Source organism: Sedimentitalea sp. XS_ASV28, assembly GCF_041224545.1.
Classification (GTDB): Bacteria; Pseudomonadota; Alphaproteobacteria; order Rhodobacterales; family Rhodobacteraceae; genus Sedimentitalea.
In genome coordinates this window covers 68,327-92,098 of sequence record NZ_JBGFGP010000150.1, presented here as the reverse complement: position 1 = coordinate 92,098, position 23,772 = coordinate 68,327, and the positions used below count along the sequence as shown (strand labels likewise).

Annotated in this window: 21 protein-coding genes; 6 read left to right on the top strand and 15 right to left on the bottom strand. The window is 61.9% G+C overall.

All coding sequences use genetic code 11. From position 1 onward, the window contains the following. Positions 1 to 2 precede the first annotated feature (2 nt). A complete protein-coding gene (locus tag AB9K34_RS15750; RefSeq protein WP_369955383.1) occupies positions 3 to 1,394 on the bottom strand; it encodes a DUF1800 family protein in 1,392 nt (463 codons plus the stop codon). Between the two features lie 226 nt (positions 1,395 to 1,620). On the opposite strand from AB9K34_RS15750, the gene AB9K34_RS15745 reads away from it, so the two are divergent. Beyond that, the gene (locus AB9K34_RS15745; RefSeq protein WP_369955382.1) at positions 1,621 to 2,253 is read left to right on the top strand and encodes an MT-A70 family methyltransferase; all 633 of its coding nucleotides are present in this window, start codon (positions 1,621 to 1,623) and stop codon (positions 2,251 to 2,253) included. Positions 2,254 to 2,257: 4 nt separating this feature from the next. Here the strand turns inward: AB9K34_RS15745 and AB9K34_RS15740 are convergent, their stop codons facing one another. From AB9K34_RS15740 to AB9K34_RS15725, 4 genes are all read right to left on the bottom strand, one after another. Next, the gene (locus tag AB9K34_RS15740) at positions 2,258 to 3,058 is read right to left on the bottom strand and encodes a BglII/BstYI family type II restriction endonuclease (RefSeq protein ID WP_369955381.1); all 801 of its coding nucleotides are present in this window, start codon (positions 3,056 to 3,058) and stop codon (positions 2,258 to 2,260) included. Further along, positions 3,058 to 4,836 carry an aspartate--tRNA ligase gene (gene aspS / locus AB9K34_RS15735; RefSeq protein ID WP_369955380.1) on the bottom strand — a complete coding sequence of 593 codons (1,779 nt, stop codon included), beginning with the start codon at positions 4,834 to 4,836 and terminating at the stop codon, positions 3,058 to 3,060. The genes AB9K34_RS15740 and aspS overlap by 1 nt, the downstream gene beginning before the upstream one ends. A gap of 64 nt (positions 4,837 to 4,900) precedes the next feature. Then, positions 4,901 to 5,566 (bottom strand): aminotransferase class IV family protein, encoded by a 666-nt coding sequence (locus AB9K34_RS15730; protein WP_369955379.1) that lies wholly within the window; start codon positions 5,564 to 5,566, stop codon positions 4,901 to 4,903. Beyond that, positions 5,521 to 6,642, bottom strand: a complete 1,122-nt coding sequence (locus AB9K34_RS15725; RefSeq protein ID WP_369955378.1) for an aminodeoxychorismate synthase component I — start codon at positions 6,640 to 6,642, stop codon at positions 5,521 to 5,523. Before AB9K34_RS15725 ends, AB9K34_RS15730 begins: the two co-directional genes overlap by 46 nt. Before the next feature lie 187 nt (positions 6,643 to 6,829). On the opposite strand from AB9K34_RS15725, the gene carB reads away from it, so the two are divergent. Continuing rightward, positions 6,830 to 10,186, top strand: coding sequence for a carbamoyl-phosphate synthase large subunit (gene carB / locus AB9K34_RS15720; protein ID WP_369955377.1), 3,357 nt, complete (start codon positions 6,830 to 6,832; stop codon positions 10,184 to 10,186). A 278-nt stretch (positions 10,187 to 10,464) separates the two neighbouring features. Continuing rightward, entirely contained in the window at positions 10,465 to 11,094 is a 630-nt protein-coding gene (locus AB9K34_RS15715) for a VPLPA-CTERM sorting domain-containing protein (RefSeq protein WP_369955376.1), read from the top strand. A 104-nt stretch (positions 11,095 to 11,198) separates the two neighbouring features. On the opposite strand, the gene AB9K34_RS15710 is transcribed toward AB9K34_RS15715, so the two are convergent. From AB9K34_RS15710 to AB9K34_RS15700, 3 genes are all read right to left on the bottom strand, one after another. Beyond that, complete coding sequence (locus AB9K34_RS15710; RefSeq protein ID WP_369955375.1) at positions 11,199 to 12,569, bottom strand: glutamate--cysteine ligase; 1,371 nt, start codon at positions 12,567 to 12,569, stop codon at positions 11,199 to 11,201. A gap of 63 nt (positions 12,570 to 12,632) precedes the next feature. Next, a complete protein-coding gene (locus AB9K34_RS15705; RefSeq protein ID WP_369955374.1) occupies positions 12,633 to 13,160 on the bottom strand; it encodes a hypothetical protein in 528 nt (175 codons plus the stop codon). Next, a complete protein-coding gene (locus tag AB9K34_RS15700) occupies positions 13,157 to 13,882 on the bottom strand; it encodes a 16S rRNA (uracil(1498)-N(3))-methyltransferase (RefSeq protein WP_369955373.1) in 726 nt (241 codons plus the stop codon). Before AB9K34_RS15700 ends, AB9K34_RS15705 begins: the two co-directional genes overlap by 4 nt. 12 nt (positions 13,883 to 13,894) lie before the next feature. Here AB9K34_RS15700 and ubiA point away from each other — a divergent pair, with 12 nt between their 5' ends. From ubiA to AB9K34_RS15685, 3 genes are read left to right on the top strand one after another with little or no spacing between them, the layout of a single operon-like run. Next, a complete protein-coding gene (gene ubiA, locus AB9K34_RS15695) occupies positions 13,895 to 14,857 on the top strand; it encodes a 4-hydroxybenzoate octaprenyltransferase (RefSeq protein ID WP_369955372.1) in 963 nt (320 codons plus the stop codon). 60 nt (positions 14,858 to 14,917) lie between these two features. Next, entirely contained in the window at positions 14,918 to 16,870 is a 1,953-nt protein-coding gene (locus AB9K34_RS15690) for an OmpA family protein (protein ID WP_369955371.1), read from the top strand. After that, positions 16,857 to 17,168: a hypothetical protein gene (locus AB9K34_RS15685; protein ID WP_369955370.1), complete on the top strand. Its 312-nt coding sequence runs from the start codon at positions 16,857 to 16,859 to the stop codon at positions 17,166 to 17,168. The genes AB9K34_RS15690 and AB9K34_RS15685 overlap by 14 nt, the downstream gene beginning before the upstream one ends. Positions 17,169 to 17,309: 141 nt before the next feature. Here the strand turns inward: AB9K34_RS15685 and AB9K34_RS15680 are convergent, their stop codons facing one another. From AB9K34_RS15680 to AB9K34_RS15650, 7 genes are all read right to left on the bottom strand, one after another. Next, complete coding sequence (locus AB9K34_RS15680; protein WP_369955369.1) at positions 17,310 to 17,747, bottom strand: molybdenum cofactor biosynthesis protein MoaE; 438 nt, start codon at positions 17,745 to 17,747, stop codon at positions 17,310 to 17,312. Positions 17,748 to 17,750: 3 nt separating this feature from the next. Next, on the bottom strand, positions 17,751 to 17,996 hold the full coding sequence (gene moaD, locus AB9K34_RS15675) for a molybdopterin converting factor subunit 1 (protein ID WP_369955368.1): 246 nt from the start codon (positions 17,994 to 17,996) through the stop codon (positions 17,751 to 17,753). Continuing rightward, the gene (gene pgsA / locus AB9K34_RS15670; protein WP_369955367.1) at positions 17,996 to 18,661 is read right to left on the bottom strand and encodes a CDP-diacylglycerol--glycerol-3-phosphate 3-phosphatidyltransferase; all 666 of its coding nucleotides are present in this window, start codon (positions 18,659 to 18,661) and stop codon (positions 17,996 to 17,998) included. The genes moaD and pgsA overlap by 1 nt, the downstream gene beginning before the upstream one ends. 96 nt (positions 18,662 to 18,757) lie before the next feature. Further along, the gene (gene uvrC, locus AB9K34_RS15665; protein WP_369955366.1) at positions 18,758 to 20,638 is read right to left on the bottom strand and encodes an excinuclease ABC subunit UvrC; all 1,881 of its coding nucleotides are present in this window, start codon (positions 20,636 to 20,638) and stop codon (positions 18,758 to 18,760) included. Between the two features lie 293 nt (positions 20,639 to 20,931). Beyond that, on the bottom strand, positions 20,932 to 21,711 hold the full coding sequence (locus AB9K34_RS15660) for an SDR family oxidoreductase (protein WP_369955365.1): 780 nt from the start codon (positions 21,709 to 21,711) through the stop codon (positions 20,932 to 20,934). A gap of 27 nt (positions 21,712 to 21,738) precedes the next feature. Continuing rightward, a complete protein-coding gene (locus AB9K34_RS15655; protein ID WP_369955364.1) occupies positions 21,739 to 22,686 on the bottom strand; it encodes a calcium/sodium antiporter in 948 nt (315 codons plus the stop codon). Positions 22,687 to 22,854: 168 nt separating this feature from the next. Further along, positions 22,855 to 23,652 carry a S49 family peptidase gene (locus AB9K34_RS15650; RefSeq protein WP_369955363.1) on the bottom strand — a complete coding sequence of 266 codons (798 nt, stop codon included), beginning with the start codon at positions 23,650 to 23,652 and terminating at the stop codon, positions 22,855 to 22,857. Positions 23,653 to 23,772 lie beyond the last annotated feature (120 nt).

The window sequence follows — 23,772 nt, the reverse complement described above, 5'->3', positions numbered from 1 at the left end:
TCCTATCGGCGCTGAAACGCGGGGGAACTCAGAATCAGACCGATCGCATCCGACCGGCTCTCGGCCGCGCGCGCGGCAAAACGGACCGGTTCGGTGGCAAACGGGCCCAGCGCCGTTTCCACGAACGCGCCCGGCTCTGGCAGTGCCGGGCGCAGGAACGCGGGCGCGGACACCGCCCAGCGCAGGCGTGCGGACAACCCCTGGGGCGTAATCCACGCCTCATCCTCTTCGGCCCAGCCGTCCGGCCCGCTGGGTTTCAGCAAAGGCTGTCCCATATCGGCCAGCGGGTTTAACAGCGTCCGGCGCAGCTGGCGCGGCGTCAGCTTTTTCATGTCCTGCGACGTCACCGCGAGCGCCCGACAGCTCGAAGCGATGAGATCGAAGGGAGGTTTGACATTGCCGGTCTGTTCCCCCCAGCTCGCCGGGTGCTCCAGCAGCGCGGTATAGACCTGTTCGAGATCGCCGCCGCTGCTTTCAAAGCGCGCCGCAACGTGATCCACAAGCGCCGGGTCCGGGGTATCCGACACGAAATGCACAGCGAGTTTCCAGGCAATGTGCCGCGCGGTCGCCGGATGCGCCGCAATGTCATTCAGCGCGTCGATCACCGGCCCGATGCCGCGCTCGCCCGCGCCATAGCGCACGCCCAGAACGGTTTCGGCACCTGGTTCGGCAAAGCCGTTGCGAAAGATAAATGTGCCGTCAATCTTGTAACTCAGCCCGGTGAACAGTTCGGCCAACTGGCGCACATCATTCTGATCATAGGGTCCGTCCACACCCAGCGTGTGCAGTTCCAGGACCTCGCGCGCCAGGTTTTCGTTCAGCCCACCCAACCGCTCGGCCCGTTTGGCGGCGACGCTGTCGGGCCCGACCGAATAGGATTGGTCCAGAAAATGCAGCATCAGCGGATGCGTGACCGCCGCAATCAGCAAATCACCAAAACGCCCGTTCACATTCGGCCGGATCGCCTCCTCGATATAGGGGAACGTCGCCGCCGCCATGATGGGGTTCTTGCCCCTGGCGGTAAAATGGTCGGCCCAGAACATTGTCAGCCGCTCGCGCAGCGGAACCTGGGTCTGGCTCCACCGCAACAGCGTCTTGACATACCATTCCCGGTTCTGACCGCCGAGCGTTTTTCGCATCGTCCTGAGTTCGTCGCGCGCGGCAACGGCGCGTTTGGTCTTGCCCTGTTTCCTGGCCGTTTTGATCTCGCGCCGCAGGCGCGCCGCCGCCTCGAGGTTGCGCCCGTAGATGGAAAAGAGCTCAATCGGGAAACGCTTCGCGATCTCGTCTGGCTCTCGCAGGCCCGTCAGCAACTGGTCAGGACCCAGAGCCGGCAGGTCCGGCGACAACCCGCACCCGAAACGCATGGAAGCCTGTTCAGTGGATACAGTCACGGAAGGACACCTGTGTTGGGTCAATTGCGTCGCAAGTTACACCAAAGACATGACGTTTTTCATCACGGTTTCTTGTTGTACGCAACTTCCCCCCGCTTCCGTCGCGATTTGCGCGAAAAGGCGCCTTTCGGGGCCGGGAAGGCTGGATGTTCAACATTTGTGAAACCCCTCGTGTTCCCATATTGTTCTAGTGACAATCGCGCGGAGATCCAGCAATATGTGGGATATGACTGATAGCCCCTCACAAGATCTGTCAAATTTCCTGGGATCGGATCGTTTCGCGACGGTGATGGCCGATCCGCCGTGGCGTTTCACCAATCGCACCGGCAAGGTTGCCCCCGAGCACAAGCGACTTGCGCGCTATCCGACGATGACGCTTGACGATATCTGCGCTCTGCCGGTGACCGATCATCTCGAAGAGCGGGCGCATTGCTATCTCTGGGTGCCGAACGCGCTCTTGCCCGAGGGGTTGCAGGTGCTCAGCGCATGGGGCTTTGATTACAAGTCAAACATCATCTGGCACAAGATCCGCAAGGATGGCGGCAGCGACGGGCGCGGCGTCGGATTCTATTTTCGCAACGTGACCGAGATCCTGCTGTTCGGGACGCGTGGCAAGAATGCACGCACGCTCGACCCCGGTCGGCGGCAGGTCAACATGATGCAAACCCGCAAGCGCGAGCATTCGCGTAAACCGGATGAACAATACGAACTGATCGAAAGCTGTTCCTGGGGGCCGTATCTCGAACTGTTCGGTCGCGGCGTGCGCGAAGGCTGGACCGTCTGGGGCAATCAGGCTGACGCGGATTACAAGCCGGGTTGGAAAACCTATGCCTACAACTCCGGGGTCGCCGCCGAATAGCACACTATGGGTTCGGAAGGTCTCTGCCGAACAGGTCGGGCATCCGGACGGTCTCTGGCGCGACATCCTCGGCCGCATCCACCAGAACGCGGTCCGGCAACCCCACCAGAAGCAGCGGGCACGGATTGCCGACGCCGCGCGTCACCCGCTCCTCAAGTTTGGCCCAATGGGTTGACGCCTGTCCGAATTTGCTGGCGACAAAATTCTTGGCGAACGCGTCGGCAAAGGGCACACCGCGTTCGACCTGCCGGGCAACGGCATCACGTTGCGCCCGCGTACGCTCGGTGATGCCAAGCCGCTCCAGATGCTCCTCGCTGTCCAGCCCCTGTGCCCTGAGCCAGCCGGTGATACGGTGCAGGAAGGTCTCTTGCATCGATGCGCCGCGCGTGACGATGATGCCGACCGAAATCGCCGAGAGGCCATGCAGCCGCTGGAAGTTTTCCAGATCACGGTCAAAGAACGGATCCTTGTTGTTCCACTCGATCTCGAGCGCAAGGGTGCCATTTCCCGCGAACCGCACGTGGTCCACCTCGTGGCTCACCCCGGCGCGGGTGTGGCCGTCAACGATGGTTTCGACGGAAAAGTGATGTTTGCGCCAGCCGCCGGCGTCCAGCGCGCGCCGCAGCCGCTGCGTCTGGCCGCTTTCGCCACCGCCGCCGCCGATCAATTCCTTGATGTGAATGCGAAAATCGGCCAGCCGGGCAACGAGATCAGCCAGATCATCGGCAAAATCGAACGACAGGATGGCGTCCGCATGGTTGCGCGTCGCGATGTCAAATCCCAGATCGCGCAACCGGTCCAGCATCAGTTCTCCTGCGGGATCACCCGAAGGCCCAGTTCCATCAACTGATCGCTGGTCGGATCGCTGGGGGCGTTCATCATCAGGTCTTCGGCCCGCTGGTTCATCGGGAACATGATGACCTCGCGGATGTTTGCCGTATCGGCGAGCAGCATCACGATGCGGTCGATTCCGGCGGCACAGCCCCCGTGCGGTGGGGCGCCATACTGAAACGCATTGACCATGCCGCCAAAGCGTTTCTCGACTTCATCCCGACCATATCCGGCAATTTCAAACGCCTTGAACATGATCTCGGGCTTGTGGTTCCGGATCGCGCCACTGACCAGCTCGTAGCCGTTGCAGGACAGGTCATACTGATAGCCCAGTACCTTGAGCGGATCGCCCTCCAGCGCCTCCATCCCGCCCTGCGGCATCGAGAACGGGTTGTGCTCAAAGTCGATCTTGCCGGTTTCCTCGTCCTGTTCGTAGATCGGGAAATCGACGATCCAGGCAAAGGCAAAGCGGTTTTTCTCGGTCAGGCCCAGCTCCTCGCCGATCACATCCCGCGCCTTGCCCGCGACCTTTTCGAACGTCTTGGGCTTGCCGCCAAGAAAGAACGCCGCATCGCCAACGCCCAGACCCAGTTGCTGACGGATCGCTTCGGTCCGTTCCGGGCCGATATTCTTGGCCAGCGGGCCGGCGGCCTCCATCCCGTTCCCCTGATCGCGCCAGAAGATATACCCCATGCCCGGCAGGCCCTCTTTCTGGGCAAATGCGTTCATCCGGTCGCAGAACTTGCGCGACCCGCCCGTGGGCGCGGGAATGGCGCGGATCTCTGTGCCCTCCTGTTCCAGCAGCTTGGCAAAGATCGCGAAACCGGAACCTGCGAAATGTTCGGAGACCACCTGCATCTTTATCGGGTTGCGCAGGTCGGGCTTGTCGGTGCCATACCACAACGCCGCGTCGCGATAGGAAATCTGCGGCCATTCGGTATCGACGCTGGCCCCTTTTCCGAATTCCTCGAACACGCCCTGCAACACCGGCTGGATCGTGTCGAACACGTCCTGCTGGGTGACAAAGGACATCTCGAGGTCGAGCTGATAGAAATCCGTCGGCGACCGGTCGGCGCGCGGGTCTTCGTCGCGGAAACAGGGCGCGATCTGGAAATACTTGTCGAACCCGCTGACCATGATCAGCTGCTTGAACTGCTGCGGCGCCTGAGGCAGTGCATAGAACTTGCCCGGATGCAGGCGGCTTGGCACCAGGAAATCGCGGGCGCCCTCGGGGCTGGATGCCGTGATGATCGGGGTCTGATATTCGCGAAACCCCTTGTCCCACATGCGGCGGCGCATGCTGGCCACGACGTCGGAGCGCAGCGTCATGTTCGACTGCATCACGTCGCGGCGCAGATCGAGATAGCGATAACGCAGGCGGGTTTCCTCCGGGTATTCCTGATCCCCGAACACCATCAGCGGCAGTTCCGCCGCCGCACCGAGCACTTGGAGCTCGCGCACGTAAACTTCGATTTCACCGGTCGGCAGCTTGGGATTGACCAGATCGGCAGCACGCGCCTTGACCGCGCCGTCGATGCGGATGCACCACTCGCTGCGCACCTTTTCCAGTTCGGCAAAGGCCGGGCTGTCGCCGTCGCAGAGGATTTGCGTCACGCCATAATGATCGCGCAGATCGATGAACAGAACCCCGCCATGATCCCGGACCCGATGGACCCAGCCGGACAGGCGGACGGAATCGCCGACATTGGCGGCAGTCAGATCGGCGCAGGTATGGCTGCGATAGGCGTGCATGGGATATGCCTCGTTTTGGCTGGTTTGTGGCGTCGCGCCGGTACACAAGGCTGCGCCACAAAAGTCAAGCCGTGTTGGCCCCGTCCGTGACCTGAAACCGCGCCGGTATCAGCCCGCGCAGCGCATTTCCGACCCAGATCGCCTCTGCCCGGTGCAGATCGGACATGCGCAGCACCTGTTCCCGCCACGCGCCGCCGGCCAGCAATCGCCCCCGCAACACGCCCGGCAAAAGACCGCAGGATTGCGGAGGCGTGACCTGCCGCCCACCGTCAAGGCGCACGAAGAGATTGGTGATTGTCCCTTCGCAGAGTTCGCCGCGCCGGTTCAGAAAGATCAACTCTTGCACACCGTCGGGCAGCGCCGCGCGGGCGCGATCGTAGAGATTCCTGTTTGTGCTCTTGTGCCGCAGCCACGGGTCTTCCGGGTCGAGCCGTTCCGATGCCAGGGCGAGTGTCCAGAGCGGCGCATGCGCAGAAATGTCAGTGTGGGTCACGTCAAATCCGCCATCCAGCCCCAGCGTCAGCCGGCACCGCTGTGGCCGATCCCCCGCCACCGTCGCCAGACGCCGCATCGCCCTGCCCCGGACAAACGGAATATCCAGCGCCCGTGCCGACCGCGCCATCCGGTCCAAATGTGCGTCCGCATCAGCGTATCCCGCCTCGGGACACCATGCGAGCGTTTCGATCAGACGCGTATCGGCTGGGATATGGCTGAAAACCGGGCTTTCCATAGCGCCTCTTCGTATTCGCTGTCGGCGTCGCTGTCATAGACGACGCCACCGCCGACATTCAGCCGCGCCTGACCCTTCTCAAGCAGGATGGTGCGGATCGCGACATTGAAACTGCTGCGCCCATCCGGTGCGATCCAGCCGATACCGCCACAATATATGTCGCGCGGGGCGGTTTCGAGATCCCGGATCACCTCCATCGCGCGGATTTTGGGTGCGCCGGTGATCGAGCCGCAGGGGAACAAGGCCCGCAACACTGCACTGGCGCCAAGCCCTGGCTGCATCCGCGCCTGCACCTGTGACACCATCTGGTGCACGGTCCGGTAGGTTTGCACATGAAATAGCCGGGGCACCTGGACCGAACCCGGTCGGCTGACGCGGGACAGATCGTTGCGCAGCAGATCGACGATCATCAGGTTCTCGGCGCGGTTCTTGACGTCGTTCGCGAGAAACGCGCGCCTGCGCGCATCGTCTTCGGCGTCGCCGCCGCGTGGCTGCGTGCCTTTCATCGGCAGGGTTTCGATCAGGCCATCGGCATCGGTGCGAAAGAACAATTCCGGCGAGCGGCACAGCAGGTCGGGCAGTCCATCCTGCTCAACCAGCGCGCCATATCCCACCGGCTGCCGTTCCATCAGCGCCGCGTAAAGTTCCTGCGCCCCGCCATGGGCCACGGCCCGCATCGGGAAGGTCAGGTTGGCCTGATAGATATCCCCGGCGCGAATCAACGCATGAACACGGTCGAACGCCTGACGATAGCGTTCGCGGTCCCACGACGGGCGAAAGGTATCAAATCCGGCGGGTCCGCGTTTCAACGCGCCCTGCCCCGGCGCGCCGTAAACGCCGATGGCAAGAAGCGGCAGCCGCCTGTCCCGGGGCATCAGCGCCGCTAGTCTTGGCTCGAGCGCATAGCCCAGCTCGTAACTGCAGTAACCCGCGAGCCAATGCCCCTGCGCCTGCGCCGCATCCAGGTCCGACAGCGCGGCATCAACCTCGCCCGGCCGGTCCGCGCGGATCAGGCGCACCGGATCGCGGAACCAGTCACCCGGCCCCTGTGGCCCTTGATCAAAGCGAATATCCAACTGTGTCTCACGTCCCCGACAATCGCGCCCTCATAGCGGCAACACAGATACCCGGCAACCGATGTGCGCATCCGGTGCGAAATTCTTGCGCTTTCGGGCCTTGCACATGCGCGACCCATCCCTATAACGCAGGACAATTTGGGCACATTGGGGGTGCCCGGGATTCACCAGCCAGAGGGACCGCACCATGCCGAAGAGAACCGACATCCAGTCGATCATGATCATCGGAGCAGGACCCATCGTGATCGGGCAGGCCTGCGAGTTTGACTATTCCGGAGCCCAGGCCTGCAAGGCGCTGCGCGAGGAAGGATACCGCGTTATCCTGGTCAATTCGAACCCGGCGACGATCATGACCGACCCGGAACTCGCCGACGCAACCTATATCGAGCCGATCACCCCCGAGATCGTCGCCAAGATCATTGAAAAGGAACGTCCCGACGCGTTGCTCCCCACGATGGGTGGTCAGACCGGGTTGAACACCAGCCTTGCCCTTGAGGAAATGGGCGTTCTGACGAAATTCGGTGTCGAAATGATCGGTGCAAAACGCGAAGCCATCGAGATGGCCGAGGACCGCAAGCTGTTCCGCGAAGCGATGGACCGGCTGGGCATCGAGAACCCGCGTGCCACCATCGTAACCGCGCCCATGGGCGTGAACGGCAAGAAGGATCTGAACGAGGGCGTGCGCCTGGCGCTGGACGCGCTGGAAGAGGTCGGCCTGCCCGCCATCATCCGCCCTGCCTTTACCATGGGCGGCACCGGTGGCGGTGTCGCCTATAACCGGGACGATTACGAACATATCTGCCGGACCGGCATGGACGCCAGCCCGATGGGCCAGATCCTGATCGACGAATCGCTGCTCGGCTGGAAGGAATACGAGATGGAGGTGGTGCGCGATACCGCCGACAACGCCATCATCGTCTGTTCTATCGAAAACGTCGATCCGATGGGCGTGCACACGGGTGACTCGATCACCGTGGCCCCGGCGCTGACCCTGACCGACAAGGAATACCAGATCATGCGCAACGGCAGCATCGCGGTGCTGCGCGAGATCGGCGTGGAAACCGGCGGTTCCAACGTGCAATGGGCGGTGAACCCCGCGGACGGGCGCATGGTGGTGATCGAAATGAACCCGCGCGTGTCGCGGTCCTCGGCACTGGCGTCAAAGGCGACCGGCTTCCCGATCGCCAAGATCGCCGCGAAACTGGCGGTCGGCTATACGCTGGACGAACTGGACAACGACATCACCAAGGTGACACCGGCAAGCTTTGAGCCGACCATCGACTATGTCGTGACCAAGATACCGAAATTCGCCTTCGAGAAATTCCCCGGCTCCAAACCCGACCTGACCACGGCGATGAAATCCGTGGGCGAGGCCATGGCCATCGGCCGCAGCATCCACGAATCGCTGCAAAAGGCGCTGGCGAGCATGGAATCGGGTCTGACCGGGTTTGACGAGATCGAGATTCCCGGCGTCACCGTCGGCCCCTGGGATCCCGTCGAGGACAAGGCCGTCATCATCAAGGCGATCAGCCAGCAGACCCCGGACCGGATGCGCACCATCGCGCAGGCCATGCGGCACGGCATGAGCGACGAGGATATTCACGCGGTCACGATGTTCGATCCGTGGTTCCTTGCCCGGATACGCGAGATCATCGAGACCGAGGCGAAGCTGCGCAAGTCGGGCCTGCCCACCAATGCCGAGGAACTGCGCGCGCTTAAGATGATGGGCTTTACCGATGCCCGGCTGGGCGCACTCACCGGGCGCGACGAGGCAAATGTACGCCGGGCACGGCACAATCTCGATGTGACCGCGGTGTTCAAGCGCATCGACACCTGCGCCGCCGAGTTCGAGGCGCAGACGCCTTATATGTATTCGACCTATGAAACGCCGATGATGGGCGAGGTCGAATGCGAAGCACGCCCGACCAACCGCAAGAAGGTGGTGATTCTCGGCGGCGGCCCGAACCGGATCGGTCAGGGTATCGAGTTTGATTATTGTTGCTGTCACGCCTGTTTCGCGCTGACCGATGTCGGCTACGAGACCATCATGATCAACTGCAACCCGGAAACGGTGTCGACCGACTATGACACCTCTGACCGGCTGTATTTCGAACCTCTGACGCTGGAACACGTGCTCGAAATCCTGCGGGTCGAACAGCAGAACGGCAGCCTGCACGGCGTGATCGTCCAGTTTGGCGGACAGACCCCGCTGAAACTCGCGAACGCGCTTCACGACGAAGGCATCCCGATCCTCGGCACGACACCCGACGCCATCGATCTGGCCGAAGATCGCGAACGGTTCCAGAAACTCGTTCAGGACCTCGGGCTGAAGCAACCCAATAACGGTATCGCCAGCACAGATGCACAGGCGCTGGAAATCGCAAAGCAGATCGGTTTCCCGCTGGTGATCCGGCCGTCCTATGTTCTGGGTGGCCGCGCCATGGAAATCGTGCGCGATCAGGCCCAGCTCGAGCGTTACATTTCGGACGCCGTGGTGGTTTCCGGCGACAGCCCGGTGCTGCTGGACAGTTACCTGTCCGGCGCGGTGGAACTGGACGTCGATGCGATCTGTGATGGCACCGACGTGCATGTTGCGGGGATCATGCAGCATATCGAAGAGGCGGGCGTGCATTCCGGCGACAGTGCCTGTTCGCTGCCGCCCTATTCGCTTGACCCCGCGATCATCGAAGAGGTCAAGGCCCAGACCACGGCGCTCGCGCGGGCGCTCAATGTCGTCGGGCTGATGAACATCCAGTTCGCAATCAAGGATGGCGAAATATACCTGATCGAGGTCAACCCCCGCGCCAGCCGCACGGTGCCCTTTGTCGCAAAGGCCACGGATTCCGCGATCGCATCGATTGCGGCCCGTGTCATGGCCGGCGAACCGCTGTCGAATTTCCCGATGCGCGCGCCTTACGACGAGCAGGCCGACTATGACACGGTGTTGCCGCTTGCGGATCCGATGACGCTGGCCGATCCGAACATGCCCTGGTTCTCGGTCAAGGAGGCGGTGCTGCCCTTTGCCCGTTTCCCCGGCGTTGATACGATTCTTGGCCCGGAAATGCGCTCGACCGGCGAAGTCATGGGCTGGGATCGCGATTTTCCGCGTGCCTTCCTCAAGGCGCAGATGGGTGCGGGCATGGTTCTGCCCACATCGGGATGTGCGTTCTTGTCGATCAAGGACGACGACAAGACGCCGCAGATCCTCGAAGCCGCAAAGATTCTCACCGATCTCGGGTTCACGCTTGTCGCGACGCGCGGCACGCAAAGCTGGCTCGCCGGACAGGGGATCGACTGCGACCTCGTGAACAAGGTGTACGAGGGGCGCCCCGACATCACCGACATGATGAAAGATGGCGGTGTGCAGCTTGTGATGAACTCGACCGAGGGCTCACAAGCGGTCGAGGATTCCAAATCGATCCGCACCATCGCCCTTTATGACAAGATCCCCTATTTCACCACGGCCGCGGGCAGCCATGCTGCCGCGCTGGCGATCAAGGCGCAGGCCGAAGGGGGCGTCGGCGTGAAAAGTCTGCAGGCCTGAACGGAACCACGATATCGGGCGCATAACAGACTCGCGCCCTCTATTCTCGCCAAGGATTGTGAAGAAAATCGGGCACGCTCGCGGCCATTCGGTGGCCCAGCCTTAAAATTAAAATTCTGTTAAGCGTCTGGAACATATGGTTGATTTTCTCGAAAGGTTAATATAAATACAGTTTACTCCGTTTGGTTTGGAGGATGGCCGAGTCCGTTTGTTCCCGCGTTTTGGCGGTGCTCGCCTTTGTTTTGTGTAAAAAGTTCGCGGGGTGAAAAGAAGTTGTCATGAATTTTTGTAAAAGCAGTATTCTGGCGATCCTGTCGTCAGCAGCGGCTTTGATGATCGGCGCGACAACCGTACAGGCCGCGCCAATTCAAAGCATCACCTATAACAGCGGCGCAATCGAACAACTGTATTACGGTCAGAGCGTTACCATCGGTTCGCGTTATGACTGGAATACGATTTCCTTCGCGTTCGACATGCAGGGCGGCGCCGGGTTCGAAGCCTATTCGGCGGGTGATCTGTATATTCTGACCGAGGATTTCCTGGGCACCGCTGACGATCTCAGCACGTCCACATCGGGTTTTCTGGCGGTCAGCACCGGCTATGAAGACGGCTTCTGGACCTTTGACAGAGACGTGACCCTGCTGGCGGATCATACCTACTACTTTGCGATGGGGGCACGGGAAGACGCGACGGCAACCACCCTGTTCGGCGGTGCCCTTCCCGGGGTTGCCCCCTTCGGCAATGGCGGTGCCCTCAACAGCCTGTTTACGGGCAATAGCCTTGATTTCGCGCTGAACGGCGAAATTGTTGTCCCGACACCCGTACCGCTTCCGGCAACCGCGCTGATGCTCATGGCCGGAATCGGCAGCCTCGGTGCGTTTGCGGCACGCCGTCGCCGCAACGGCTGATACAATTCCATGTCCCCGGGGCAGAGTATCTCTTGCCTCGGGGAGGATGAAACGGGTTTTCGAGCTTCTCTGACCACTCTCCCGCCTGTTTCCAGGCGCCGGTGTCAGTAGCTGTAATCCGCGTATATCCTGTTCAGATCACCATTCCAGTCGCCCTCGTAGCGTCCAAGAAGCTCGTCGGCGGGCACCTGGCCGCTGTCCAGACTTTCCTTGAGCGCGTTCAGGAAATGGGTCTCGTCGGGCACCATTCCTCCCGCACCGGGACGTGCCCGCGCCCTTAGACCGGCATCGGCGATCGCGACGACTTCGCGGGCCAATTCGCGCATTTGTAGATCGCCCACACGCGCCTGAAGCCCCTGCTCACTCGCCGCAACACGCAGCGCCTCGCGGGTCTCTGCATCCCAGCCCCTGGCAAGATCCCATGCCGCATCCAGCGCGGTCTGATCATACATCAGCCCGACCCAGAACGCCGGCAAGGCGCAAAGCCGCCGCCAGGGTCCACCATCCGCGCCGCGCATCTCGATGAATTTCTTGATTCGCGCCTCGGGAAACAAGGTGGTCAGATGATCCGCCCAGTCCGACATCTGCGGCTTTTCACCCGGCAGCGCCGGCAATTCACCGCGCAGAAAGTCCCGGAACGACTGCCCCAGCGCATCGATGTATTCACCATCGCGATAGACGAAGTACATCGGCACATCGAGCGCATATTCAACCCAGCGTTCAAACCCGAATCCCTCGTCGAACACGAACGGCACCATGCCGGTGCGATCCGCATCGAGATCGCGCCACACCCGCGAGCGCCAGGATTTGTGACCGTTCGGCTTGCCGTCAATGAAGGGTGAATTGGCAAACAGTGCCGTGGCGACCGGTTGAAGGGCAATGGCCACGCGCAGCTTTTGCACCATGTCCGCCTCGCTGGCGAAATCCAGGTTGACCTGAACCGTGCAGGTGCGACGCATCATTGTGCGGCCCATCGTGCCCACCTTTTGCATGTAGGCATCCATGAGCTTGTAACGCCCCTTGGGCATCAGCGGCATCTGTTCATGCGTCCAGACCGGCGCGGCACCCAGCCCGATGAAGCCGACGCCAACCTTGTCGGCCACGTCCTTCACCTCGCGCAGGTGCTCGTTCACCTCGTCGCAGGTTTCGTGAATGGTTTCCAGCGGAGCACCGGACAGCTCAAGCTGACCGCCGGGTTCGAGCGACACATTGGCGCCGTCCTTTTCCAGTCCGATCAGGTTGCCGCCCTCCTCGACAGGCGACCAGCCATGCGCGTCGCGCAGCCCCTCGAGCACCGCCCGGACCGAGCGTTCGCCTTCGTAGGGGATAGGCTTCAGCGTATCCTTGCAGTAACCGAACTTTTCATGCTCGGTTCCGATGCGCCAGTCCGCCTTTGGTTTGCAACCGTCCGCCATGAATTCCGCAAGCTGTTCGTGACGTTCGATCTGTCCGCCGCCGGACTGTGGAATTGACATGGGTACGCTCCGAACCGTTTTCGAGATTTTGGCGCAAAGGAGTGCGGTGAATCCGCCGGGCTGTCAATGCAGCCTTTGGTGTTCCTGACGCAACGATTGGCGTGACCAGATCACAACCGGGTGTTCCGGTCCGGTTTGCAACTCGGCCAGCATCCGCTCGGTTCTGATGCCGGGCAGAGCCGCGAACACATCGAACAAAGCTTCCGAACCCTCCGCGTTGACCGGTATCTGCACATCCGGCCTGCCCGCTTGTGACAGCACCCAATGCGCCGGTTTTCCGTCCGGTATCAATGCGATGCTCGTCAGGTCGGCCACCGCAACCGCACCGCCGCTCAGCGGTCCGAAATAGGTGATCTGGCCTTCGTCGACCTGCACGACGCCCTGACCGCCTCCGTCCGAGCTGAACCGCGCCTTTTGCAGACCGACAAACCCTTGCGCCGCGCCCGCGAGCGTCAGCGCGCCCCCGACCCAGCCCAGCAAGCCTCCCGGTCCGAGCAACCACCAGAGCCCGAGCAGGATCATGGCAAGCCCGGCCACGGCCTCGCGATAGCGCCACAAGGCATCGCGAAGTTCCGGGCGTATGAAACTCATCTCCAGTCTCCAAGCGCCTGCTGCCAAAGGGTCATCGCAGCCACGGCCGCGGTATCCGCGCGCAGGATACGCGGTCCGAGGCTGACAACATGCGACATCGGCATCGCCACAAGGCGCTTGCGTTCACCATCGGAAAACCCGCCCTCGGGACCGATGAGAATCGCCCAGGGGCCGGCATCCGCCGCCGCGGGCGGGCCAAGGTTGTCGCCGGCCCGACCCTCGTCGCAGAACATCAGCCGGCGCTCGGCCGGCCAGTCGCGCAATACCCGGTCCAGCTTTTGCAACGGGGCAACCTCGGGCACGAAAGTGCCACCGCATTGTTCCGCCGCTTCGACCGCATGCGCCTGCAGGCGATCCTGGCGAATGCGTTCCGCATTGGTAAAATCGGTCTGCACCGGGACGATACGTGCGGCCCCCATCTCGGCCGCCTTTTCGACGATAAAATCGGTGCGGGCCTTCTTGATCGGTGCGAAGAGCAGCCAGAGGTCGGGCGGCATCATCAGATCGCGTGTCTGTTCCTCGCAGCGCAGGACACCGCCGCGCTTGCCCGCTTCGTCAACCACGGCCCGCCACTCGCCATCGCGGCCATTGAAGAGCGACACGGCGGCACCGGTGCCCTGACGCATCACCCCAAAGAGGTAATGCGCCTGCTCGCGCGTCAAAGGGACCGATTGCCCCGGCCCCAAGGCGTGCTCTACAAACAGTCTGATCTTTGCGTTCATGAAAGACTACATATGCAAACCAAAGCGCCAGTGCCAGATGGTCAGGTCGCGGATGCACCCGCCGACAACTGGGTGGATCGGTATGCGCCCGCCGCCACGCGCCCCTACCTGCGGCTGAGCCGGGCGGATCGTCCGATCGGCACCTGGCTGTTGCTGATCCCCTGCTGGTGGGGACTCGCCCTTGCCATGCTGTCGGATCAGTCACCGAGATGGGAGGATGCCTGGATCGCGCTTGGCTGCGGGCTTGGCGCGTGGCTGATGCGCGGCGCCGGATGCACGTGGAACGACATCACCGACCGCAAGTTCGACGCCCAGGTTGCCCGCACCCGCTCGCGACCGATCCCGTCCGGGCAGGTGACGGTGCGCGGGGCCGTGATCTGGATGTGCCTTCAGGCGCTGATCGCCTTCTGCATATTGCTGACCTTCAACCGGATGGCAATATCGCTCGGATTCCTGTCCCTGCTGCCGGTGGCCATCTATCCCTTTGCCAAACGTTTCACGTGGTGGCCACAGGTGTTTCTTGGCCTCGCGTTCAACTGGGGCGCGCTGCTTGCCTGGGCCGCGCATACCGGCAAGATCGAACTGCCTGCGCTCCTGCTCTATCTCGCGGGTATCTGCTGGACGCTGTTCTACGACACGATCTATGCGCACCAGGACGTCGAAGATGACGCAATGATCGGGATCAAGTCGACCGCGCGGCTTTTCGGTGACAAGACCGCCCATTGGCTGAAGTATTTCCTGGTGGGCACGGTCGCACTGATGGGCGCTGCCGTGATCGACGCAGCGGTGCCCAACGCTTCGCTGATCGCGCTGATCCTCGCCCTGACCGGTCCTTGGGCAATGGGCTGGCACATGGCGTGGCAATTGCGCGGTTTCAATCCCGACGACGACCGGCGGATGCTTTATCTGTTTCGGCTCAACCGGGACACCGGCCTGATTCCGCTCATCTTCTTCTGCGCTGCCCTGTTCGCTTGATTGAACCTCGGGGCCCGGAGGTCTATGACACCCCGGTATCAAGGGAAAGCGACACCACCCATGCGCCAGTCTCCGTTTCTAGTTGCCTTGCTGTCTTTTGCCATTGGCGGCGTGCTGTGTCTGGTGGCCGCCGGCTTCGCGGTAACGGCGGTCGAGGACGGCTCGGAAATCGGCGTGCGCAAAGTGCTTGATCGGGCGGAATATGACTGGGCCGAAGTGCAGGCCGACGGGCTGGAGGTCATCCTGACCGGCACCTCACCGACCGAGGCCAAGCGCTTTGACGCAATCAGCAGGGCTGGCACGGTGGTCGACGCCTCGCGGGTCATCAACCGGATGGATGTGCGCCCCACCGCCGCGCTGCAGGCACCGCAATTCTCGGCTGAGATCCTGCGCAATGACAGTGGCGTGTCGATCATCGGCCTGATTCCTGCCGAAACCGACCGGGCCGATCTGATCGAACGGCTGCGAAAGATCGCTGGCGACGCGCCGGTGACCGACCTTCTGGAAACCGCCAGCTATCCCGTGCCGCGCGGTTGGGATGATGCGCTGAACTATGCCGCACAGGCCCTGCAGCGCCTGCCCCGCTCCAAACTGTCCGTCGAGGCGGGGCTGGTTCGGATCACGGCGATCTCCGACAGCGCCGAGGCGCGCCAGCGCCTGGAAAAGGAACTCACCCGCGCCGCACCGGCGGGGCTGCGCATGTCGATAGACATTGCCGCCCCTCGTCCCGTCATCACCCCATTTACCCTGCGCTTCCTGATCGACGAAGACGGTGCACGGTTTGACGCCTGCTCTGCCGAGAGCGAAAAATCGCGCAGCCGCATCCTGAACGCTGCCTTCAGGGCGGGTCTGTCAGGCGATGACCGCTGCACCATCGGGATGGGTGTTCCCTCGCCACAATGGCCCCGCGCGGCGGAACTGGCGATTGCCGCGCTGGCGGAACTGGGCATGGGTTCGGTCACGATGGCGGATGCGGACATCACGCTGGTCGCCGTCGAAGGCACAAATCCTGCCGTGTTCGATCGAGTCGTGGGCGAGCTTGAGACCGAGCTCCCCGAGGTCTTTGCCCTGCACGCCGTCCTGCCCGACCCGCCGGGCAGCAAACCATCCGGCCCGCCGGAATTTGTCGCGACACTCAGCCCGGAAGGGCTGGTTCAACTGCGCGGACGGCTGAGCGACGAAACCCTGCGCAACGCGGTCGACAGCTATGCCAGAGCGCGGTTTGGCTCGGACGGGGTCTATACCGCGACGCGGCTGGTCAAGGACCTGCCACAAGACTGGCCGATCCGTGTACTCTCGGGCCTCGAGGCGCTGTCGCTGCTCAGCAATGGCGCCGTCATCGTCACGCCGGACAATGTCGAGCTGCGCGGCGTCAGCACCCGCGAAGATGCCAGCGCGACAATTTCCGGCCTGTTGTCGGAGAAGCTGGGCGAAGCCGAAAGCTATGACATCGAAGTCACCTACCGGCCACCGCCGCCGCCGGTCGACCTGCCACCCGACCCGGAACTCTGCGAGGCCGAGCTGGCCGAAATCCAGGCGGTCAACAAGATTCAGTTCGAACCGGGCTCTGCGACCATCGCCGCCGAGTCGCTGGACACGATGAACGACATTGCCGACGTGCTGAAAACCTGCGGAGAGATCAGGCTGGAGATCCAGGGGCATACCGACAGCCAGGGCCGCGAGAGCATGAACGAACAGCTCAGCCAGTCGCGCGCCCAGTCGGTGCTGAACGAACTGCGCGCGCGGCGGGTGTTGACCTCGACCTACACCGCGGTTGGTTATGGAGAAACCCGGCCGATTGCCGACAACGGCACCGAGGCCGGCCGGGAAGCGAACCGGCGCATCGACTTTCAACTTATCCGGCCCGAGCCGATCAAGGAACGGCAGACGACGCTCGAAGCGGTCGCCGAACAGGCCGCAGCAGAAAACGCCGACGAGGACGCAGACACGGACACGGAAGAGGCAGACCCTGCCAGCGAGGACGAACAAGGATCAGAAAATGAACAGAACTGAGTTCATCATAGCCACGGCCATCATCCTGTTTGTCGCCTTTGCGGCAGGCTGGTTCGCGAACTGGCTGGTGCATCGCTTTACCCGCGTGAAACAGAGCGACGTCGCCGATCTCGACCGGATGAGCCAGGAGTTGCACGAGGCCGAGGAAACCCGCGATCAGGCGATCACCTATCTGCAGCAACGGGAATCGGAATTGACCAATCAGCTATCCCAGACCGAAGCAGAGCTGAATGCCGCGATGGAGGGCCTGCGCGATGCCCGCCGCGAGGCAGAAGAGCTGCGTGCGCGGATTGGTTAAAGCGTTTCGCGATTGACTTGAAACATCTCGTATCACCTAACGCGTTGAAATCCTTGATTTCAGGCAGCGTCAGGTGATTCAGGTTTATCGCGAAATGCTTTAAAGCGAGTTTGGGTCAGTCCTGATTGCGTTAGCGCGCCGTTACCAACGCCCCAATGCGGCTTCGTCCTCGTCGCGGGCGGCAACCCAATCGGCGCTGTCCCGGGTGATTTCCTTTTTCCAGAACGGCGCGCGGGATTTCAGGTAATCCATCAGGTATTCCGCCGCTTCGAAAGCATCCTTGCGGTGGCGCGACGCGGTCGCAACCATCATGATCTGCTCGCCCGGTGCAAGGCGCCCGTGTCGGTGGATCACCAGCACATCGCCCAATGACCAACGCTCGCTCGCCTCGGTTGCAATCCGGACCAGCGCCGACTGCGTCATGCCCGGGTAATGTTCGATATCCATCGCGACCAGATCACCCCGGTCATTGTTGCGCACCACGCCGGTAAAGGTCACGATCGCGCCCATGCCGTCGCCTCCAAATCCCGTCATTTCGGCCGCGAGATCAAATGGGGAGTCCTGCACCAGCACGCGCATCGATTATCCCCCTGTCATCGGCGGAAAGAAAGCCACCTCGCGCGCCCCGGAAATCGGTGCGTCGAAATCTGTCAACTCCTGATCGATCGCCACGCGCAGGGCCGAGAGGTCCGCGAACGCGACTTCGTACCGCTCTTCCCGGCGGCGCAGTTCCGCCACAAGCTCGGCCACCGTGGTCGCATCGGTTTCGACCTTTTCCCGCGGCAGCCCGATCCGCTCGCGCACCCATGCAAAATACAGGACATCCATCAACGTACCTCCTTGAGGAAGGGCAGCGCCTTGCGCAGATAATCCATCCCCGTCACCAATGTCAGTGCGGCCGCAAACCACAACAGCCACAATCCGGCACGTTCGGCCCATTCCATCGCCGCCGCCTTCCAGCGCAGCCCGTTCGGATCCGCACCATCGCCGGCGAGGGTCTCGGCAACGACCTGCGGGTCAAGCCCCACCAGCGACAGCCCCAGATAATGCTCGAAAATGCCCTGCAGGAACAATACCGCGATGGCGATCATCTGCATCGTCGTCTTCCACTTGGCAAGGTTCGTCACCTTGAGGGTGCCGGCCGTATCGCCAAGATATTCACGCAACCCGGACACGAACACTTCGCGAAACAGGATCACGGTCGCCGGCAGAACCAGCCAGGGCGACATCGACGAAAATCCGACAATGACCATCAGCGCGATGATCACCATCGCCTTGTCCGCGATCGGGTCAAGCATGGCACCAATCTTGGTTTCCTGCTTCCACGCCCGTGCAAGATAACCGTCGACCCAGTCGGTGAGCGATGCGCTGACAAACAGCAGCAGCGCGAACCAATCCGCATAGGGCCGCTGGAAATACAGGAACATGACCGCAAGCCCCGGTGCCGCAAGCAGCCGCAGGATGGTCAGGATATTTGGCAGGTTCCACGTCATGAGCGAACCCTACATCGCGGGTTTGGAACATAAAAGCGCATGTTCATTCCATTTGACAGTCCGGCGGAAATTGCCCCCGAGCGCAATCCGCGCGGCTCACCCCTTGTCATGAAAAAAATCATAGATCGTTTCGGCTAGATGACCGGATATCCCGTCAACCGCCTTGAGGTCGTTCAGGTTGGCGCGACTGACCGCCTTGGCGCTGCCGAAATGCGCCAGCAATGCGCGTTTACGGGTGGCGCCCACACCCGGCACCTCGTCCAGCGGCGTGGCGCCGACCGCCTTGGCGCGCTTGGCCCTGTGGGTGCCGATGGCAAAGCGGTGTGCCTCGTCGCGCAACCGCTGCACGAAATAAAGCACCGGATCGTTATGGCGCAACGCAAAGGGACGCGCGCCCACACGATGAAATTCTTCCTTGCCATGATCGCGATCGACGCCCTTGGCCACGCCGACCATCGGTATGTCCTCGACGCCGTGACTGCGCATGATCTCGGCCACCGCGCTCACCTGTCCCGCGCCGCCGTCGATCAGCAACAGGTCGGGCCACTGCCCCTTCTGACGCTCGGGATCCTCTTTCAGCAGCCGGGCAAAGCGCCGGTTCAACACTTCTTTCATCATGCCGAAGTCATCGCCGGGCGTCAGGTCATCGCCCCGGATATTGAACTTGCGATAACTGTTCTTCATGAACCCGTCCGGCCCCGCCACGATCATCGCACCGACCGCGTTGGTGCCCTGGATGTGGCTGTTGTCGTAAACCTCGATCCTCTGGGGCGGTGCATCGAGGTCAAACGCCTCTGCCAGCCCGCGCAACAGCTTGCCCTGTGTCGCGCTCTCGGACATGCGGCGGGCCAGTGACTCGCGGGCATTGCGCAGCGCTCCGGCGGTCAGCTCCGCCTTTTCCCCGCGTTGTGGCACGAGAATTTCAACCTTGCGCCCGGCTTTTTCCGACAACGCCTCGCACATGAGATCGGCGTTTTCGATCGCGTCGGACAGGATCAGCTGCCGGGGCGGTTCCTTGTTGTCGTAGAACTGACCGACAAAGGCTTCCATGACCTCGGCCGCCGACACATCCGCTCCGATACGCGGATAGAAATCCTTGTTGCCCCAGTTCTGATTGGCGCGAATAAAAAACACCTGAACACAGGCCTGGCCGCCATCCATGTGCAGCGCGATCACATCCGCCTCGGCCACCCCGCGCGGATTGATACCCTGGGTCGACTGGACCTGCGTCAAAGCGCGGATGCGGTCACGCAGCGCCGCCGCGCGTTCGAACTCCATCGCATCCGAAGCGGCCGTCATCTGCTCCGCCAATTCTTCCTGCACCCGTGTCGACCGGCCCGACAGGAACTGTTCGGCATCGCGAACGCTCGCGGCATAATCCGCCTCGGAGATCAAGCCGACGCACGGCCCCGAACATCGCTTGATCTGATAGAGCAGGCAGGGCCGCGTCCGACCATCGAACGTCGCATCCGAACAATTGCGCAGCAGGAACGCCTTTTGCAATTGGTTGAGCGTGCGATTGACCGCACCCGCATTGGCAAAGGGCCCGAAATAGGCACCCTTTTCCTTCTTTGCTCCCCGATGCTTCTTGATCTGCGGAAAGGCATGATCGCGCGCGACCAGGATATTCGGAAAGCTTTTGTCGTCGCGCAGCAGGACATTGTATTTCGGCTTGAGCTGCTTGATCAGGTTCTGCTCGAGCAGCAGCGCCTCGGTTTCCGTTCGGGTTGTCAGGAACATCATGCTGGCGGTTTCGCGGATCATCCGGTCGATCCGCCCGCTATGCCCCGCACTCGGCCGGGAATAGCTCGACACCCTCGCCTTGAGATTGCGCGCCTTGCCGACGTACAGCACCCGGCTTTCGGAATCCAGCATCCGGTAGACACCCGGCGACGTATCCAGCGTCTTGAGATACGCTTGAATGCGCACATGCCCGGTTGGCGTCGGGGTGTCGGAGTGTTCGCTCTGATCAGTCATTGGCTATAACTATGATTCTCTGCATCTGGCTGCAATCTTGACCGGGCCAGATCAACCCAGAACAAATCCACGGTTTGTGTGGATAAGTCTGAAGATATGTTTGGGGTACTGGGAAATTTCCCTTAGTTTCGGCTGCTTTCGCCGAAATGACTAATATTTAGGCACATCGACAAGCCATTGTAATCAAAAGAAACTTTTTGGCATGCGACGCAAGTTAATGAAATATAACACAAAATTGTAACAGTTCAGTAACGTCAGGGTGACCGGTGCAAAACTTGCATCGGCGATGACAGTTATTCCACGCCAAGCACATCCGGGGTCCGCCAGCCCAGGTGCTGCCCGCCATCGACACAGAGCAGTTGCCCGGTCACCGCAGGGGCATCCAGAAAGTAGCCGAGCGCCGCTGTGATGTCGTTCGGATTGGCCCCGCGTTCGAGGATTGTCGCTGCCCTCTGGGCTGTAAAATGGGCTTCGGACTGGCGCTCGCCCTGCAAGGTGGGGCCGGGACCGATCGCATTCACGCGGATGGCCGGGGCCAGGGCGCGGGACGCGGTCTGCGTCAATGCCCAAAGCCCCATCTTGGCAAGCGTGTAGGTCATGAATTCCGGTGTCAGCTTGCGCACCCGCTCGTCGATCATGTTGACGACCAGTCCGGTCGCCACAGGCTCTCCGGCCTCGTCGGTGGCCACCCCGAGTCCCTGCGCCGCCATCGCCTGGATAAGAACAAAGGGCGCGCGCAGGTTGCTGTTCATGTGCCGGTCCCAGCCCTCGCGCGTCGCCGTGCGGATGTTGTCGTACTCAAAGATGGACGCGTTGTTGACAAGGCAGGTCACCGCCCCGCCCAGTGCCTCTGCCGCAGCGGGCAACAACGCCTGTGCCTGATCTTCTTGCAGCAGGTCGGCACCGAGCGCCACAGCATTGCGACCTTTGGCCCGGATCTCGGCAACCACCGCGTCGGCGGCATCCGCAGAACGCGCGTAATGCACCGCAACATCATGACCGCGGTCGGCGAGATAGAGCGCCATCGTTCGCCCAAGCCTCTTTCCGGCGCCGGTGACAAGACTGCGTGGCATTGGTGTCCTCTCGCGTGAAAAAGGGTGTCAGTTCAGGATGGCAAAGACATACACGGCATACAGCGCGGTCAACACGATGCCCCAGAGACGCGTGATGTTCACCTTGAAGAATACGAAGGGGAACATCAGAAGTGACGCACCCAGCATGACCCAGAGATCGAAATTCAGAAATTCGGGAGCAACCTTGATATCCCCGAAGAATGTGGCGATGCCGACAATGCCCAGGAGGTTGAACATGTTCGACCCGATCACGTTGCCAAGCGCCACATCCGCCTGACGCCGCAGCGCCGCCATCACGGTGGTCGCCAGTTCCGGCAGGGACGTTCCCACAGCCACAAGGGTCAGACCGATGACCGTATCGCTGACCCCATAGGCCTGCGCGATCAGCGACGCGTTGGTGACCAGCAGGTGCGCCCCCAACGGCAATCCGACAAGACCGAGGACAAGGTAAAGGCCAACCCGCCAATACGGCATGTCGGGATCGGCCTCGTCGATTTCCTCGAGTTCATCGGATGCGCCGTTGACGCGATGCGCGCGGGCGTCGCGCATCATGTCCATCAGCACGACACCCAGCATCGCCAGCAGGATCAGACCCGTACCAATGGTAAAGGTTCCAAGGAAAGCGAGACCGATAAAGAGCACCGACGCCAGGATCATCAGAACATAGTTCTTCCGGCTGTCGCATTCGCTCGTGTGCAAGGTCGTGATAAGCGCCGGAATACCAAGCACCAACAGGATATTGGCCGTATTCGATCCGACCACGTTGCCAAGCGCGATACCCGGCGCATTGTCCCTGACCGCGCTGATCGCGATCAGCAGTTCGGGTGCCGAGGTTCCGAAGGCAACGATCGTCAGGCTGACGATCAGCGCCGGAACGCCCAATCTCAGGCTGAGATTGACTGCGCCTCGCACCAGCGCATCCCCTGCCAGCAGCAGGATGACCAGACCCAGAATTGACAGAAGCCACAGGGTCATCGGCGCTCTCCCGATTTGCAATTACAGGGTCCCTTGCCGATGCGGTATCGCCCGCACGAAGGGCATTTTGCCGAAGCGATACGCCCGGCACCGGGCAGGCGCAGCTTGCCGAACATGGCAAGAACCCCCATCCCAATCAGAAAAAGGAAAACGATCTTGAGGATCAAATCAAAGACCAAAACGCGCAAAGGCGGCGCGCTCCTCGATGCCGGCAACCGCGTCATCCACCACCTGCGCCCCGAAACGGGCAAGGAAAGGCCGCCGCATTTGGTGTCGGCGGAATTTGACCTTGTCGCCAAAGCGGGCCTTCATCTTGGGCTTGAGATGGCCGATGCCATCGATCAGGCCGAGATCGGTAGCGCGGCGCGCCAACCAGATTTCACCCGTGAAAAGCTCTTTGGTGGTGTCGAGCTTCTGACCCCGCCGCGCTTTGACATGGGCGATGAAATTGTCGTGGATGTCACCAAGGATAACCTGCAAACGCGCGACGTCTTCCTCGTTTTCCGCGCGGAACGGGTCAAGCATCGACTTGGACTTTCCGGCGGTATAGACGCGCCGCTCGATGCCCTGCCGGGCGAGGAAGACCTGCGCGCCGAAACCCGCCGAGATCACACCGATCGACCCCACGACCGAGCTTTCGTCCGCCCAGATTTCATCTGCTGCCGCCGCCAGCCAATAGCCGCCGGATGCAGCAACATCCTCGACAAAGGCCACGACGGGCACCTTGGTTTCCTCCGAAAGCTGCCGGATGCGCGCACCGATCAGCGATGATTGCACCGGCGAGCCGCCGGGCGAGTTGATCTCGAGCGCCACCATGTCGGGTTTGCCACGGCGAAACGCCCTCTCCAGGACCGGCGCCAGCGCATGATCATTGAGCGACCGGCGCCCGGCCATGCCGATCGCCCCGTGCAAACGGACAACCGAGACGAGGGGCGGCTTTTTCAGAAAGGGGATGCGAAGGTTCATGCAGCCGATGTAGAACGCCACCCGCCGACAAACAAGATGCCGACCCGAACAGAAACCGGTGACACCCCCCAAATCACGCAACGCCGGGCAATTATGCCACGTCATTCCGGCATCACAACC

What these genes read in the sequence shown, in the direction of transcription:
- AB9K34_RS15685 (WP_369955370.1), top strand. Translation starts at nt 16,857, where the DNA reads ATGAACAGAACTGAGTTCATCATAGCCACGGCCATCATCCTGTTTGTC.
- uvrC (WP_369955366.1), bottom strand. Translation starts at nt 20,638, where the DNA reads ATGACTGATCAGAGCGAACACTCCGACACCCCGACGCCAACCGGGCAT.
- AB9K34_RS15690 (WP_369955371.1), top strand. Translation starts at nt 14,918, where the DNA reads ATGCGCCAGTCTCCGTTTCTAGTTGCCTTGCTGTCTTTTGCCATTGGC.
- AB9K34_RS15740 (WP_369955381.1), bottom strand. Translation starts at nt 3,058, where the DNA reads ATGCTGGACCGGTTGCGCGATCTGGGATTTGACATCGCGACGCGCAAC.
- AB9K34_RS15745 (WP_369955382.1), top strand. Translation starts at nt 1,621, where the DNA reads ATGACTGATAGCCCCTCACAAGATCTGTCAAATTTCCTGGGATCGGAT.
- AB9K34_RS15680 (WP_369955369.1), bottom strand. Translation starts at nt 17,747, where the DNA reads ATGCGCGTGCTGGTGCAGGACTCCCCATTTGATCTCGCGGCCGAAATG.
- AB9K34_RS15655 (WP_369955364.1), bottom strand. Translation starts at nt 22,686, where the DNA reads ATGACCCTGTGGCTTCTGTCAATTCTGGGTCTGGTCATCCTGCTGCTG.
- AB9K34_RS15660 (WP_369955365.1), bottom strand. Translation starts at nt 21,711, where the DNA reads ATGCCACGCAGTCTTGTCACCGGCGCCGGAAAGAGGCTTGGGCGAACG.
- AB9K34_RS15710 (WP_369955375.1), bottom strand. Translation starts at nt 12,569, where the DNA reads ATGTCAATTCCACAGTCCGGCGGCGGACAGATCGAACGTCACGAACAG.
- AB9K34_RS15700 (WP_369955373.1), bottom strand. Translation starts at nt 13,882, where the DNA reads ATGAACGCAAAGATCAGACTGTTTGTAGAGCACGCCTTGGGGCCGGGG.
- carB (WP_369955377.1), top strand. Translation starts at nt 6,830, where the DNA reads ATGCCGAAGAGAACCGACATCCAGTCGATCATGATCATCGGAGCAGGA.
- pgsA (WP_369955367.1), bottom strand. Translation starts at nt 18,661, where the DNA reads ATGACGTGGAACCTGCCAAATATCCTGACCATCCTGCGGCTGCTTGCG.
- ubiA (WP_369955372.1), top strand. Translation starts at nt 13,895, where the DNA reads ATGCAAACCAAAGCGCCAGTGCCAGATGGTCAGGTCGCGGATGCACCC.
- moaD (WP_369955368.1), bottom strand. Translation starts at nt 17,996, where the DNA reads ATGGATGTCCTGTATTTTGCATGGGTGCGCGAGCGGATCGGGCTGCCG.
- AB9K34_RS15650 (WP_369955363.1), bottom strand. Translation starts at nt 23,652, where the DNA reads ATGAACCTTCGCATCCCCTTTCTGAAAAAGCCGCCCCTCGTCTCGGTT.
- aspS (WP_369955380.1), bottom strand. Translation starts at nt 4,836, where the DNA reads ATGCACGCCTATCGCAGCCATACCTGCGCCGATCTGACTGCCGCCAAT.
- AB9K34_RS15705 (WP_369955374.1), bottom strand. Translation starts at nt 13,160, where the DNA reads ATGAGTTTCATACGCCCGGAACTTCGCGATGCCTTGTGGCGCTATCGC.
- AB9K34_RS15715 (WP_369955376.1), top strand. Translation starts at nt 10,465, where the DNA reads ATGAATTTTTGTAAAAGCAGTATTCTGGCGATCCTGTCGTCAGCAGCG.
- AB9K34_RS15730 (WP_369955379.1), bottom strand. Translation starts at nt 5,566, where the DNA reads ATGGAAAGCCCGGTTTTCAGCCATATCCCAGCCGATACGCGTCTGATC.